Consider the following 13,727-nt stretch of genomic DNA (forward strand, 5'->3'; position numbering starts at 1 on the left):
AAGATACCATGTCAAAATTCAAACATGAGAACATCAGAACCCTTGGTGAACTAAAGGCCGCAGGGTACACATATAAGAGCATCAAAGATGAATTACGGGATAATCTCCTAGATAAGATAAGTAATGGCGAAGAAACCTTCCATGGGGTTTGGGGTTATGAAAATTCGGTGATTCCCGAGCTGGAACGTGCCATTTTATCCCGGCATAACATCAATTTATTGGGACTTAGGGGGCAAGCCAAAACCCGTTTGGCCCGTTTGATGGTTCAATTGTTGGACGAGTGGATTCCAGTAGTGGAAGGTTCCGAAATCAATGATGATCCCTTTGAGCCCATCTCACGATACGCTTTGGAGTTGATCAAGGAAAAAGGGGATAAAACCCCTATTGCCTGGATTCATCGAGAGGAACGGTTTTATGAAAAACTGGCCACGCCAGATGTTACTGTAGCCGATTTAATTGGGGATATTGACCCTATTAAGGCTGCCAATCTCAAACTGTCCTATGCCGATGATCGGGTGATTCATTTTGGGATGATACCCCGTGCCAATCGAAGTATTTTTGTCATTAACGAATTGCCCGATCTACAAGCTAGAATTCAGGTAGCATTGTTCAACATTTTGCAAGAAGGCGATATTCAAATTCGAGGATTTAAACTTCGTTTATCATTGGATCTTCAATTTGTTTTTACCGCTAACCCAGAAGACTATACCAATAGGGGTAGCATTGTCACCCCCCTGAAGGACAGAATCGGGTCGCAAATTCTAACACACTATCCGGAAAACTTGGAAATTGCCAAGAAAATTACCCTACAGGAAGCCCAATTGGATCAGCGACAAAAGGAGGTTATCCATGTTCCTGAATTGGCTTTGGATGTGCTGGAACAAATCAGTTTTGAAGCACGGAAAAGTGAATATGTGGATACCAAAAGTGGAGTAAGTGCACGAATGAGCATCACAGCTTTTGAGAATTTGTTGAGTGCTGCTGAACGTAGAATCGCCCGATCTAAAGAAGAAAAAACAACGGTGAGGCTTATGGATTTTATGGGGATAATCCCGTCCATAACTGGAAAGATTGAATTGGTTTACGAAGGAGAGCAGGAGGGAGCAGGTTCTGTCGCGGAGACACTTATTGAAGATGCCATCAAATCCCTATTTCCTTCGTATTTCCCTAAAATTGCCAAGTTGGAACGCAAGGATACGGAAACGGTCTATGATGAGCTGATTCATTGGTTCTTTGAAGGGGAAGGGTTTGATTTGCTGGATGAGGACAACGACCAGGAATATCGAAATAAATTGGACTCAATTTCTCCTCTAAATGCACTTCTGGAGGAATATCACCCCTCCATGGCCGAGGAAGATTCTTATTTTATGAAGGAATTGTTGCTATGGGGATTGGTAGCTCACAAAAAGCTGAGCAAACATCGTTTTACCCAAGGTTATCAATTTAAGGACTTGTACGGAAGTTATATCCGCGGATTGTAACGGACTACATCCAGATGTTCAAATTGTCGTTATAATTTTCAAAATTATAACTGCCAACATGCCTTTTTCGTTGCCAGAAAGAAAACAAGGTTAGCAAAGGTAATATGCAATACAAAACCAAGGTGGTGATGCCTATTGGCTTAAAGGTGGATGGCACTACATAACTCTGCAATTCTGAATAGGAAGTGAGGATATCCGCAGTATCATAAATCTTGAATGCATATACAATCATGATGGCATAAAGTATATATTCCAGATTTCTCATTTTTGGATCGGGCAATTCATCTTCGGTAATCTTAAACCAAAGCACATAGAGGTATAAAAAGTGTACTATGGAAAGCAATGGAAAAATATAATTGTCCAGCTTAAAAAAGTAGAACTTATTGGTATACAGTCCATAAAAATTGGACACTGCAAGAATTACCAAAACAATGAAAATCAGAATGTTGGTTCTGCGCCACGTAAGGATGTTATCTAGTAGATTCATACTGTTTTGAGATTTGGGATCCTCTTTCTTTACTCAAAGAACGGGATAACGAATCGTTTTATTTCCAACAAATCGATGAACCGCCAGCAATGTTGGGTAAGTCGGTAAATATGTTGTGAACAAATCTTGCAAGCTACTTTTTTATTGGGAAAAACTTGAAGAAAGTGGCACTTCTCCAAAGCCATTCCAAGGGCCCGTATTTGAACCTGGAGAGCCACCATTTGCTCAACACCATTTGAAGTGCAATGACCAAGAGGGCAATTCCGAAGGTATAGAGATTCCTCAGCTCTCCAATATAGCCTAACCCCCAACCAAACAGTAGAAATGTCCCAATAACACTTTGCCCACAGTAATTGGTCAAGGCCATTTTTCCGTAGGGAATGAATTTTTCCAAGAACTTTTGGGGCTTCGTTCTTTTATAAAGAATAACAAAAACACTGATGAGTATAAAAGTAACGGCTACATTGTTCAGGTCCATTGCGGTTAAGCCCAACATGGCTGTCCAATTGTCAAAGGTTACATTTGCTCCCATACTGCCAAAAGTCACTGCCATGAGTCCTCCAGACACTAAAAAAAGTACCAATGACCAAATCCAGGTTCGCTGCACCAACTTTTTCTGTTCCTTATATTTTTTGAAGAAACCTGTCCTACCGATGTACAGTCCCAAAAGAAAATAGCCAAAAGTGGCATAACCGCGACCAAAAATGCCAAATTGGAAGTCCATTTTGTTTAAATGGCTATTGAATGCGTTTGCTGAAAAAACATCGCTTAAACTTCCGTCCTTCAAAATGGTATAGTAATCAAGTACCGAGGCACTTTCCGGTGACATTTCCATAACTCCAAACATATTTTGCCCTTGGGTATAGAAAAACACGATATATCTGCCCAATCCAAGAAAAAGAAGGGCCACGAAGCCCAGAATCCAATTATTCTTGATTTTATAGAAAGGAATCAGAAAGATTCCCAGTAAGGCATAGATGGTAAGGATATCCCCCGCATAAAACAAGCTATGGACATAGCCAATGCCTAATAGTAGCAGCAATCGCCAGAGAAATCGCCCAGCAAAGTTCTCGCCTTTTTGATGTGCTTTATCCATTTGGATAAAAAAGCTAAGGCCGAAGAGAAAGGAGAACAGTGCAAAGAATTTTCCGCGCAGCAATAGCCCAATAAATCCGTCAACTACATAGTCCATGGGGCCTTGGTGCACCGCCTCGTTAAAACTGGTCGGGGAAGGTGCGCCAATATAGTTTTCTACCATATGGACGATTACTATGCCTGCAAGGGCAAATCCCCTAAGGGCATCCACAATATGAATGCGTTCTTGTGGAAGGCTATTGGAGTTGGTTTTCATGAGGTTTGGATGATTGATGATGTTGATTGGACTGCAAATTTCCCGAAATGTTACACTTGAAGTTAAATATTTGATTTATAAATTGCTAGGGTAGTGCCAAAGCTATTTTTTGTATTTTGGGTCAAAGGCTTTGATTCATGCAAAACTGGGTTTTAATTTTATGTATGGTCCTTGGGGTATACGCACTGATCAGCGTGTTGCTCTATTTTTTACAGGATTATTTTCTATTTAAGCCTGAAAAACTACCCGAGGATTTTCAATTTTACTACAACAACCAAGAAACGGACGAGTATAATATTGAAACTAGGGATGGTGCTGTCATCAATGGTCTTCGTTTTAAGACCGAGAACCCCAAGGGGGTTGTTTTTTACCTTAAAGGCAACTCTAAAAGTATCAAGGGATGGGGCAAGTTTGCGGTGGATTTTACACGCCATGGTTATGATGTGATCATGGTGGATTACAGAGGATTTGGGAAAAGTACGGGCAGAAGGACCCAAAAAGCCGTAAAAAGGGACATGCAGGTGATCTACAATAAAATCAAGGATAAGGTGCCGGAAAAGTACATAATCCTTTATGGGCGTTCCATGGGCTCTGGTTTTGCAGCCAAATTGGCTTCCATGAACAATCCAAGAATGCTGATTTTGGATGCACCCTATTACAGTCTGAGCAAGGTGGCCAAAAAGTACATTCCGTTTATGCCCCTCTCCATTTTGATCAAGTTTCCCATGCCCACATATAAATGGTTACGGTATGTTAATTGCCCTATTCATATCATTCACGGAACGGATGATAAGCTTATTCCCTATAAAACTGGGGTCAAACTATCCAAAATAAAACCAGGGTTGACCAAACTTCATACGGTGATAGGGGGAGGGCATAAAAATTTGAACAATTTTGAGTCTTACCATAAGATGCTTACCGAGATTTTAACCCAAAAACCCAAAAAAGTGGACTTGGAGGGTTCCAGTTTTCATGTCAAACATGCGTCAAAAAAAGCCAATGCAAAAGCTTAAGCGTGTTCTTCTCGTTCTTTTATCCCTACTTATTTTAATCACGATTATGTTCTATACATTTCAGGAAAAGCTGATTTTTTTACCTACCCAATTGCCCAATGATTATGAATATTCCTTTGATCAGCCTTTTGAGGAACTTTTTTTGGACACACCGGACGGTGCCCAATTGAATGCCCTTCATTTTATGGTGGACAACCCCAAAGGACTTGTGCTATATTTTCATGGAAATGCAGGTGATTTATCCAGATGGGGAAATATTGGGACTGCCTTTACAGCATTAGGATATGAAATAGTGGTAATGGATTACCGAGGTTACGGCAAAAGTTCTGGGGAACGCAGTGAAGAATTGCTGTATGCGGATGCCCAACTGTTTTACGACCATGTAAGAGGAATTTATGATGAAAGCCAAATCATATTGTATGGAAGATCGCTTGGGACTGGTATTGCATCCCACCTTGCGTCCAACAATAGCCCGAAAAAGTTGATTTTGGAAACTCCATATTACAGCTTAGTAGATGTGGCCAAAGGTAGGTTTCCCATATTACCTGTTGGTCAAATAATGCGGTATAAACTGCCTTCTTTTGAATTTTTAAAGTCGGTTGAAGCTCCCATCCGTATTTTCCATGGTACTGAGGATAGGGTAGTGCCTTATGAATCGGGAAAGAAGTTGTTTAATTCTATTTCAAACCCGGATAAGAAAATGTACACTATTCCAGGAGGGCGGCACAACGACTTGGATGGATTTGAAATCTATAAAAATGGATTAAAATTGGAATTGAAGGACTAATCAAACAGTTCTGAGGACAGATATCTATCTCCTCTGTCGCAAACAATGGACACAATGGTGCCAGTTTCCAGGGTATTGGCCAGACGAAGTGCCACTGCCGCCGCACCGCCACTACTGACACCAGCAAATATCCCCTCTTCCTTGGCCAATAATTTGGCCATGGACTCAGCTTCTTCTTGACTGACCTCCATTATCGTATCCACTTTTTGGGGATTGAAGATTTTAGGAAGGTATTCCTCCGGCCATTTTCGGATACCCGGAATTCTTGATTCATCCGTAGGTTGGACGCCCACAATATGGATTTCAGGATTCTGCTCCTTAAGAAAAGTGGAAGTTCCCATGATGGTTCCAGTGGTTCCCATACTGGATACAAAATGTGTTATCCCTTCTTGGGTGTCCCTCCAAATTTCTGGCCCTGTGGTTTTATAATGAGCCATCCAGTTGTCGTTGTTGGCAAATTGGTTGAGCATTTTATAACCATCATTGTGCACCTTCGCTTCCGCATAATCCCTTGCGCCTTCAATACCAATGTCAGAGGGTGTCAAAGTTACCTTGGCTCCGTAAGCTCTCATGGTTTGCACCCGTTCTTTAGTGGAATTTTCGGGCATTACCAATTCAATATCCAAGCCAAATATTCCGGCAATCATGGCAAGTGCAATACCTGTGTTACCACTGGTGGCCTCAATGAGTTTGGTCGAATGGGTAATCTCACCCCGCTCCATACCGCTCCTGATCATATTAAGGGCTGGTCTGTCTTTTACGCTTCCGCCCGGATTTTGACCTTCCAATTTAAAAAGGAGCTTAATATTGGGATTGGTGTTCAACACCTTGGACTCAACAAGAGGGGTATTCCCAATCAGGTCTAAAATGTGATTAGACATCTGTAACCGTCTTTATTTTAACTTCCGAAGTATGGAAAACTGTGGAGTTTGGAGGTACAGAAGCTGTTAACCACGCATTTCCGCCGATAACGGAGTTTTCACCAATCACCGTGTTGCCGCCTAGGATAGTGGCATTGGCATATATGGTCACGTTGGACATGATCGTGGGATGTCTTTTTGTTTTCTGAAGATTTTTGGCCACATAAAGCGCTCCCAGTGTCACTCCCTGATAGATTTTTACATTGTCGTGAATTATGGCAGTTTCACCGATAACCACACCAGTGGCATGATCGATAAAGAACGATTTGCCAATTTGGGCTCCCGGGTTGATGTCAACACCAGTCTGTCTATGTGCATATTCTGTCATCAATCTGGGAACCAAGGGAAACCCCTGCTGATAGAGTTCATGTGCCAAACGATAAATAGCTATAGCATAAAATCCGGGATAGGCCATATACACTTCTTGAAGCGAAAGGGAAGCGGGATCTCCGTTCACAATGGCCTCGGCATCCAAATTCAGTTTCTCCAAAATACTGGGCAAGGTTTGCACATAGTTGTCCCAGACTTTTACGCATGGTCGCTCCAAGTCCCAGCACGCTAAATCCACAAGTCTGCCGAATTGTTTTTCGAGCACCTCTAAATTTTCTGCAACGGGGGTGTTTACATCGAATAGCGTATGAAAAAGAAGGTTGGTAAAACTCTCAGTTTCTTCTTTAAGTCTATAGTCTAAATAGGGTAATTTTTTATGCCTATTCAATTCTTCAATGATTTTTTGCTTGTCCATGCTTTTAAATAAAGTTTAAAAATAGCCAAATGATCACCACGTGTAACAGAAATGGCTAACTTTAGCTTAAAAATAACATCTGATACCACTACTGTGAATAATTCCTTAATTACCAAAGAAGCATTTGATTTTCTAGAGGACCTGGCTCAAAACAATAATAAAGAGTGGTTTGCGGAGCACAAATCAACCTTTAAGAAACATGAGGCTGATGTAAAATCGTTTTATCAGCACCTTCAAGAATTGTTGGACACCCATGATGAAATAGAAAAGATGAAAATGTTCCGGATTTATCGAGATGTTCGCTTTTCCAAGGATAAAACGCCATACAAAACCCACTTTGCGGGTTCTTTTTCCCGTTTGGGAGCAAGGTTGAGAGGGGGATATTACCTACATATCAAACCTGGAGGGAGCTTTGTAGCCACTGGTTTTTGGGCTCCAAATAAGGAAGACCTTTTCAGGATTCGAAAGGAACTGGAAATGGATGCCTCGGATTTCCGAAAAGTAATCAATGGGAAAAACTTTAAATCGGTTTGGGGTGAACTACAGGGAGAAGGGGTTAAAACTGCGCCGAAAGGGTTTGACAAAGAGCATCCAAATATTGACCTGATTAAGAAGAAACAGTTCATTTTTGTGCGGAATTTTTCGGATACAGAAGTACTGTCCCAAAATTTCATCAACGAGGTAAATAAATCCTTTAAGGCGATTAGACCTTATTTTGATTTAATGAGCGATATTCTTACCACCAACCTTAACGGGGAATCCCTGCTAGACTAAGACCTGGTTTTCCAACAATTGCACTTGGTCTTTCAATCTGTTGATGACCATATTCATCATGCGCTTGTTCAGGGCAGAGGAGTTTAGAATGTAGTGCTGGTATTCATCAACCGTGAAGTGACCAATGATCATGCCCTTCAACGAGTTGCGGAATTTGATATCCTTCTGGATGGAATTTTCAATAAATTCCATTCTTTTTTCCAGCGTTAACTCGTAAAAAGCACCTTTGTGCTTTCTAATATAGTTCTTAAAAACTTCGATGATCAAGCGGTTTTGAAGCTTGATAATTGGGCGCAAAGTTTGGTTTTGAAAACGTTCATCGGAACCCATATCATTGTGGAAGGTACCTTGCCCAATCTCTGGACGCATGTCCAGAAGTTGTTCGGATCTTGAATCCATGGTTGAAAGTTTCATTAAAATTACATAATCGGGAACCTCGCATTTTTAGTGGCCTCAATAGTTTTTAACGATGTTATGAACAGGATTTTTTTATTCATAACTTCGTTCCACCGTAATCCATATAAGAATGAAATTTGGTAAAGTAGACCATCCAGAACTAGTTGATTTCACTATCCCTGAAGACCATCCCGACACAGAAGTTGTGCTGTCCAACGGCACAAACAAAGATGCTCCTAAAATTTATGTGGGCTGTGCCAAATGGAATAGGCAAGACCTAAAGAATTTCTATCCCAGAGGAACCAAGGATGAATTGGTTTATTATGCTTCCCAATTCAATAGCATAGAGCTGAATGCAACTTTCTATAGAATTTTTCCGGAAGAGCAATATCAAAAATGGTATGACAAAACCCCGGAAGGGTTCAAATTCTTTCCTAAAATGACCAATGAAGTTAGCCATTTAAGAAGGCTCAATGATAAGGTATATGAGATTGCTGATAGGTATTTGGCGGTCACTTCCCAGTTGAAGGAAAAACTGGGAACTATTTTTCTGCAGATGCACAACAATTTTGGCCCCAAAAATTGGGATAGGGTACAGCAATTTGTGGAATATTGGCCCAAAGAGTTTCCTCTGGCCATGGAATTTAGACACACCGATTGGTTTACGGATGAAAAGGTAGCACAGGAGCTTTACCATCTACTAAAAGAGAACAATATTACCAATGTTTTGGTGGATACGGCTGGCCGTAGGGACATGATGCATATGCGCTTGAGCAACAATGAAGCGTTTATACGATATGTTGGGGCCAATCATGAATCGGATTATTTGAGGCTTGAGGATTGGGTACAGCGATTGGGGCAATGGAAGAACAAAGGTTTGACCAACATCCATTTTTTCGTACATCAAAATTTGGAACGGGAATCTCCCTTGTTGTCCGCGCATTTTATTGAAAAACTCAATGCCCACCTGAATTCCAATTTGACCATTCCACAGACTTTGATTAGTAGGGACAAAGGTCTATTCGGTTAGTTTCAAGACTAAAAAGTTTGTTTTTATTTGGCAATTATTGAAAGTTAAAATTGCCAATTCCTAAATCTACTCCCCTCAGATATTCTGATTTCGTAATTCGATAGGCATTAGGAATTTTTTGGGATTGCGCACCTCTTTTTTGACCTAATTTTGTTATAAAACAAGTCAAATAAATCCCTTTTAGTATGAGATTTCACACCAGAAAATGGGTAAAACCTGAAGATCTTAATGCAAATGGAACACTGTTCGGAGGTAAAGTACTTGCATGGATAGATGAGGAAGCGGCACTATATAGCATTATACAACTTGAAAGTAAAAAGGTGGTGACCAAATATATATCCGAAATTAATTTTATGAGTACGGCCGTTGAAGGCGATATTGTTGAAATAGGAATGGAAGTCACTAAATTTGGCCATACTTCAATTTCATTGAACTGTGAGGTACGGAACAAAATGACCCATGAAAGCATTGTTACCGTAGATAACATAATCATGGTAAACCTTGATACTAATGGAAATCCTACTCCTCACGGTAAAACCAAGATTGAGTACGTTAAGGACAGGTTGGCCAAAAAAGACAAAGAAGCTTTGGAAAACGCTTAAGATTGCTTGGCCTCAGCTATACTTTGAACTTCATCCAAAACCCGAAGCAAATTTTCGCCCCATAACTTGGCAATATCCTCTTCGGAATATCCTCGTTTGACCAGTTCCAATGTTACGTTAAAAGTTTCGGAAGCATCAGACCATCCAGCAATTCCACCGCCACCGTCAAAATCGGAGCTGATTCCCACGTGATCTATCCCTATAAGTTTTACCATATAGTCTATATGATTCACTAAATCGGTAACGCCTACTGCTTCTGGTGCGTTGGGATCCTTGGCAGCTTCCTCATTCCCAAGTTTTGACACTCTGGGATAATTCTCCATGAACTCATTTTGCTGTTCCTTGGTCAAAGAAGAAAACATAGATCTATCGTACCAACTTATTCCAAGAGAATCTGCAATCTTTTGGTTCACTTCCTTCATATAGGCCGCTCGAGCTTCATGCTTTTCTGTGTTTAAGTAGGAGCTAAAGGCAACCGTCTGGACCACCCCGCCATTTTCCTTGAGAAGCAGCAATTGTTCGTCACTCAAATTCCTACTGTGATTGCATAACGCCCTTGCAGAGGAATGGGAAGCTATAATGGGTGCTTCTGAAAGTTGGACCATCTGTTTCATCGATTCGGCGGAGGGATGAGAGATATCAATCATGATTCCCAATCTATTCATCTCTTTTACAGCTTGTTTACCCAAATCGCTTAAACCATTATGTAGCCATTCATTATCCGCTTCACCCGTATTGGAATCACAGAACTGGCTATGTCCATTATGGGATAAGGAAATGTATCTTGCACCACGGTTATGATAGTCCTCAAACTTGGAAAGATCCTCGCCAATGGGATATGCATTTTCCACTCCAATCATAGCCACTTTTTTCTTCGTAGCCGTAATTCGTCTAACATCCGCAGAGGAAAGCGCCAATTCTATTTTGTCTGGTGCATATACCTCACAAAGCCTATGGATAGCTTCAAATTTGGAAATGGCATTGTCAGAGGCCGCTGCATAACCTTCGGCATTCAAAGAATCCTGTCCCGTATATACGATCAACCAAGCAACATCCAGTCCGCCTTCCTCCATTTTGGGGAGGTTTATTTGGGTTTCCAGGCGTTGTGTGTAGTTGATGCTGTCCGTGAAATTCTTCACATTGATGTCATCATGGGTATCTATGGTAATGACTTTTTGATGGATTCTTTGGGCTTTTTCTTCCAAGCTTTCTGGTTTTTCGGATTTCTTTTCCGCGCATGAAAATAATAAAGGAAAACAGAACAAAATTTGAAAATATCTCATGGTCTAAAATTTACACCTACAAATAACGCATTTTGACAACAAAATGGAAGCGGTATGGAACATTTAGTTGTTGCCCTTGCAAAGAATACACATATTCAGCCTAATAAGAACCATTAATTGACATAGTTTGGGAACTAGGGAGTTATTAACGTATTTGGAAAAACTGGAAATTGGATTAAGTAGCTTCTCTTATGAGGAACTGGGAACAGAAGAAGCAGGGAAGCTTAAACGTTCTTTCGATGTTTTTAGAACTGGACTGGAAGACAAAGTCTTTGGGGTTCCAGAAATGAAACAGTTGGATGTGATCTACGAGCAAGTAGGGATCCAACCTTCGGCTTCTTCGCTTAATGACGAGAGTTTTATCAAAGCCAATTCGGTAACACAGTTGTTCACCTTGATAGCCCTGTTGGACAAGACCAACTTGGACCAACGGCAAAGAGAGATTGTAAGGGCATTGCATAAAGTCGGGGAACGCTTAAAAACTGATGACCTAAATCAATCCAATACCTCAGTGCAGGATAATCAACAACTGATTGAGAAAAACCTCGAATCCTTTATGACCACATCAAAGGTCAATTTAAAACCGGTCTTAGAGGAATGCATGGGTCAATTGGAGCTTCTGGAGGAGCTTGTTCGGATTTACAAGCAGAACGTTCTGGAGTTTATTGGGAAGATCAAAGTGCATCTTCAAACAGAAAATTTCCGAGGTGTGGATTTTGCCTGTCAAAAGATCCAGGCCTGTCTTAAAATGATGAAAACTGTTAGTTTACTGGAGATTACCGAACAAATGAGTACGGTCTGCAAGACAGATAATGACATAAAATACTTAAATTTCCTATACCAACAGTTCTTGGTAGAATACCCAAAAGTTGAAGAGTTGGTCGATTTTGAAATAGATGTGCTCAGAAATATGTAAACACCAACATGGTCAAAAACCTTCCGGAATATCACCAAAGTGTCTTCTATCCTTTATTGGAGCATGCCACGGATGTGGACTGTAAGCTGATGCTCATTGACCAAATGTTGGAGATTGGGGACAAAAAAGATTTGGCCTTACTGGAAGAACTGGAAACCCACGATAATCATAAAATCAGCAGCAAAGCTTTTGAAATTAGGTGTGCGCTCTTGGAAAAATTGGGCATTGCCGATCCATCAGAAAAAGCGCGGTTGCCCATGGACCTGTGCTTTATCTATGATGAATTCAATATAGAGCCCTCTGATGTGGACCCCGACCTTGATATGGACTTTGGTGTTCCTTTGGATATCCTGGATTCCGAGTAGTTTGGAACTTGGATTACGCTAGTTAAGTCCCATTATTTTTGTTTTCCCACTGATTTCCCTTCCTTTGAGGTCCAATAATCCAATAATCCAGAAAACCTGTTAACAGGCTTCACAACTAAATTCACTTGTTTTACCACAAATTATTGCCCTTTCATAATCTTTGTCTTAAGTTCACGTTATAAGTATAACCCCAAACAAAAAACCACTTAATAATTATGTTATACGATACCTACGGTGAAGAATATTTGGCATTTCTTCAAGAATTAAATGAAATACTGAGCTTAAACGAACTCGCAGAGTTGGATTATTTATAGAACAAACACCCCAAAACCTTAGTTCATGAAAAATCAAAACCAGGAAAACACCGCTTATTTGAGTTTTATCCAAGATTTAAACCAAATGCTGACAGATTTTAACATCAGTCAATTGAGCCGTCCATAAGTTGGACCTGGGTATAAAGCATGAAAAAAGGGCTGCCATACGGCAGCCCTTTTTCGTTTTAGGTCTAGCATTGGTTCTCAACCAAGATAAGACTTCAAAATCTTGCTCTTGGAAGTATGTCTTAATTTCCGAATGGCCTTTTCCCTGATTTGACGCACGCGCTCCCTCGTCAAGTCAAACGTGCTCCCTATTTCCTCCAAGGTCATGGACTGCTGATCTCCAATACCGTAGTACAGCCGAACAACATCTGCTTCACGAGGGGATAAAGTCTCAAGTGCCCTATTGATTTCAGTATAGAGGGACTGGTGCATTAAATCCTTGTCCGGTTTTGGAGATTCAGATGAATTTAGAACGTCGTAAAGGCTTGAAGTTTCCCCTTCTTTCAACGGCGCATCCATGGACACATGCCTTCCGGTATTCTTTAAGGATTGCTTCACCTCGGAAACGGTCATATCCAGTTCCTTGGCAATTTCTTCGGCAGAAGGCGGCCTTTCATGTGCCTGTTCCAGATAGGAAAAAGTCTTTTTGATCTTGTTGATAGATCCAATCTTGTTCAATGGAAGTCGTACCACACGGGACTGCTCGGCCAGTGCCTGAAGAATGGACTGCCGAATCCACCACACGGCATAGGAGATAAACTTGAATCCACGGGTCTCATCAAACCGTTGTGCTGCTTTTACCAATCCCAAATTCCCTTCATTGATCAAATCGGGTAGGGTCAACCCCTGATTTTGATATTGTTTGGCAACAGAAACCACAAACCGAAGATTGGCATTGGTCAACTTCTCCAAAGCAGCTTGATCACCCTCACGAATCCTTTGCGCCAACTCCACTTCTTCTTGAGCAGTAATCAGCTCAATCTTACTGATGTCCTGTAGATATTTGTCAAGGGATTTTGATTCACGATTGGTTACTTGTTTTATGATTTTTAACTGCCTCATGGGTGTGTTTAGGATTGAAGTGAATTTAAGCATTCATAATACACTTTATAACACAATTTTGCAAGTGCCAAATGTTATTGTTATTAAAATGTTATTAGCAAACGGTAAAGTGATTCATTATCAGTGGTATAGATAATTGTTGATAGTATTTTAAAAGAAATGCGACCACATTGTCCAACCCAAGTGTAAAAAACT

Annotated in this window: 15 protein-coding genes; 8 read left to right on the forward strand and 7 right to left on the reverse strand. The window is 40.7% G+C overall.

Features of this window, described 5'->3' with window-relative positions:
• Window positions 1-8 precede the first annotated feature (8 nt).
• Window positions 9-1,481 carry a magnesium chelatase gene (locus tag ACO6S0_RS07950; protein WP_422351451.1) on the forward strand — a complete coding sequence of 491 codons (1,473 nt, stop codon included), beginning with the start codon at window positions 9-11 and terminating at the stop codon, window positions 1,479-1,481.
• Between the two features lie 4 nt (window positions 1,482-1,485).
• Here the strand turns inward: ACO6S0_RS07950 and ACO6S0_RS07955 are convergent, their stop codons facing one another.
• Together ACO6S0_RS07955 and ACO6S0_RS07960 are read right to left on the reverse strand one after the other, a co-directional pair.
• Complete coding sequence (locus tag ACO6S0_RS07955; RefSeq protein WP_420399555.1) at window positions 1,486-1,968, reverse strand: hypothetical protein; 483 nt, start codon at window positions 1,966-1,968, stop codon at window positions 1,486-1,488.
• Window positions 1,969-2,101: 133 nt separating this feature from the next.
• Window positions 2,102-3,319, reverse strand: a complete 1,218-nt coding sequence (locus ACO6S0_RS07960) for a DUF418 domain-containing protein (RefSeq protein ID WP_422351452.1) — start codon at window positions 3,317-3,319, stop codon at window positions 2,102-2,104.
• Window positions 3,320-3,483: 164 nt separating this feature from the next.
• On the opposite strand from ACO6S0_RS07960, the gene ACO6S0_RS07965 reads away from it, so the two are divergent.
• On the forward strand, window positions 3,484-4,332 hold the full coding sequence (locus ACO6S0_RS07965) for an alpha/beta hydrolase (protein WP_422351453.1): 849 nt from the start codon (window positions 3,484-3,486) through the stop codon (window positions 4,330-4,332).
• A gap of 46 nt (window positions 4,333-4,378) precedes the next feature.
• Window positions 4,379-5,119 (forward strand): alpha/beta hydrolase, encoded by a 741-nt coding sequence (locus ACO6S0_RS07970; RefSeq protein ID WP_422351454.1) that lies wholly within the window; start codon window positions 4,379-4,381, stop codon window positions 5,117-5,119.
• On the opposite strand, the gene cysM is transcribed toward ACO6S0_RS07970, so the two are convergent.
• Both cysM and epsC read right to left on the reverse strand, forming a co-directional pair.
• Window positions 5,116-6,000 (reverse strand): cysteine synthase CysM, encoded by an 885-nt coding sequence (gene cysM, locus ACO6S0_RS07975; protein ID WP_422351455.1) that lies wholly within the window; start codon window positions 5,998-6,000, stop codon window positions 5,116-5,118. The two genes, ACO6S0_RS07970 and cysM, sit on opposite strands and share 4 nt — an antisense overlap.
• Complete coding sequence (gene epsC / locus ACO6S0_RS07980) at window positions 5,993-6,784, reverse strand: serine O-acetyltransferase EpsC (RefSeq protein WP_422351456.1); 792 nt, start codon at window positions 6,782-6,784, stop codon at window positions 5,993-5,995. The genes cysM and epsC overlap by 8 nt, the downstream gene beginning before the upstream one ends.
• Window positions 6,785-6,877: 93 nt before the next feature.
• On the opposite strand from epsC, the gene ACO6S0_RS07985 reads away from it, so the two are divergent.
• Complete coding sequence (locus ACO6S0_RS07985; protein ID WP_422351457.1) at window positions 6,878-7,558, forward strand: DUF2461 domain-containing protein; 681 nt, start codon at window positions 6,878-6,880, stop codon at window positions 7,556-7,558.
• Here the strand turns inward: ACO6S0_RS07985 and ACO6S0_RS07990 are convergent.
• On the reverse strand, window positions 7,550-7,957 hold the full coding sequence (locus ACO6S0_RS07990; RefSeq protein WP_422351458.1) for a glyoxalase: 408 nt from the start codon (window positions 7,955-7,957) through the stop codon (window positions 7,550-7,552). The two genes, ACO6S0_RS07985 and ACO6S0_RS07990, sit on opposite strands and share 9 nt — an antisense overlap.
• A gap of 127 nt (window positions 7,958-8,084) precedes the next feature.
• Here ACO6S0_RS07990 and ACO6S0_RS07995 point away from each other — a divergent pair, with 127 nt between their 5' ends.
• Entirely contained in the window at window positions 8,085-8,984 is a 900-nt protein-coding gene (locus ACO6S0_RS07995) for a DUF72 domain-containing protein (protein ID WP_422351459.1), read from the forward strand.
• A gap of 185 nt (window positions 8,985-9,169) precedes the next feature.
• Window positions 9,170-9,586, forward strand: coding sequence for an acyl-CoA thioesterase (locus ACO6S0_RS08000; RefSeq protein ID WP_420399564.1), 417 nt, complete (start codon window positions 9,170-9,172; stop codon window positions 9,584-9,586).
• Here the strand turns inward: ACO6S0_RS08000 and ACO6S0_RS08005 are convergent.
• Window positions 9,583-10,869 carry a dipeptidase gene (locus tag ACO6S0_RS08005; RefSeq protein WP_422351460.1) on the reverse strand — a complete coding sequence of 429 codons (1,287 nt, stop codon included), beginning with the start codon at window positions 10,867-10,869 and terminating at the stop codon, window positions 9,583-9,585. The genes ACO6S0_RS08000 and ACO6S0_RS08005 overlap by 4 nt on opposite strands.
• 127 nt (window positions 10,870-10,996) lie before the next feature.
• On the opposite strand from ACO6S0_RS08005, the gene ACO6S0_RS08010 reads away from it, so the two are divergent.
• Together ACO6S0_RS08010 and ACO6S0_RS08015 are read left to right on the forward strand one after the other, a co-directional pair.
• Complete coding sequence (locus ACO6S0_RS08010; protein ID WP_422351461.1) at window positions 10,997-11,785, forward strand: hypothetical protein; 789 nt, start codon at window positions 10,997-10,999, stop codon at window positions 11,783-11,785.
• 8 nt (window positions 11,786-11,793) lie between these two features.
• Window positions 11,794-12,150: a hypothetical protein gene (locus ACO6S0_RS08015; protein ID WP_422351462.1), complete on the forward strand. Its 357-nt coding sequence runs from the start codon at window positions 11,794-11,796 to the stop codon at window positions 12,148-12,150.
• 518 nt (window positions 12,151-12,668) lie between these two features.
• Here the strand turns inward: ACO6S0_RS08015 and ACO6S0_RS08020 are convergent.
• Complete coding sequence (locus ACO6S0_RS08020) at window positions 12,669-13,532, reverse strand: sigma-70 family RNA polymerase sigma factor (RefSeq protein WP_138832867.1); 864 nt, start codon at window positions 13,530-13,532, stop codon at window positions 12,669-12,671.
• Window positions 13,533-13,727 lie beyond the last annotated feature (195 nt).

This window comes from Flagellimonas sp., assembly GCF_965233845.1.
Taxonomy (GTDB): domain Bacteria; phylum Bacteroidota; class Bacteroidia; order Flavobacteriales; family Flavobacteriaceae; genus Flagellimonas.

Excerpts from the sequence above, each read along its gene's own strand:
- ACO6S0_RS07970 (WP_422351454.1), top strand. The coding sequence starts at position 4,379 with ATGTTCTATACATTTCAGGAAAAGCTGATTTTTTTACCTACCCAATTG.
- cysM (WP_422351455.1), bottom strand. The coding sequence starts at position 6,000 with ATGTCTAATCACATTTTAGACCTGATTGGGAATACCCCTCTTGTTGAG.
- ACO6S0_RS08020 (WP_138832867.1), bottom strand. The coding sequence starts at position 13,532 with ATGAGGCAGTTAAAAATCATAAAACAAGTAACCAATCGTGAATCAAAA.
- ACO6S0_RS07955 (WP_420399555.1), bottom strand. The coding sequence starts at position 1,968 with ATGAATCTACTAGATAACATCCTTACGTGGCGCAGAACCAACATTCTG.
- ACO6S0_RS07950 (WP_422351451.1), top strand. The coding sequence starts at position 9 with ATGTCAAAATTCAAACATGAGAACATCAGAACCCTTGGTGAACTAAAG.
- ACO6S0_RS08000 (WP_420399564.1), top strand. The coding sequence starts at position 9,170 with ATGAGATTTCACACCAGAAAATGGGTAAAACCTGAAGATCTTAATGCA.
- ACO6S0_RS07995 (WP_422351459.1), top strand. The coding sequence starts at position 8,085 with ATGAAATTTGGTAAAGTAGACCATCCAGAACTAGTTGATTTCACTATC.
- ACO6S0_RS08005 (WP_422351460.1), bottom strand. The coding sequence starts at position 10,869 with ATGAGATATTTTCAAATTTTGTTCTGTTTTCCTTTATTATTTTCATGC.
- ACO6S0_RS08015 (WP_422351462.1), top strand. The coding sequence starts at position 11,794 with ATGGTCAAAAACCTTCCGGAATATCACCAAAGTGTCTTCTATCCTTTA.
- ACO6S0_RS07960 (WP_422351452.1), bottom strand. The coding sequence starts at position 3,319 with ATGAAAACCAACTCCAATAGCCTTCCACAAGAACGCATTCATATTGTG.
- epsC (WP_422351456.1), bottom strand. The coding sequence starts at position 6,784 with ATGGACAAGCAAAAAATCATTGAAGAATTGAATAGGCATAAAAAATTA.
- ACO6S0_RS07965 (WP_422351453.1), top strand. The coding sequence starts at position 3,484 with ATGGTCCTTGGGGTATACGCACTGATCAGCGTGTTGCTCTATTTTTTA.
- ACO6S0_RS07990 (WP_422351458.1), bottom strand. The coding sequence starts at position 7,957 with ATGGATTCAAGATCCGAACAACTTCTGGACATGCGTCCAGAGATTGGG.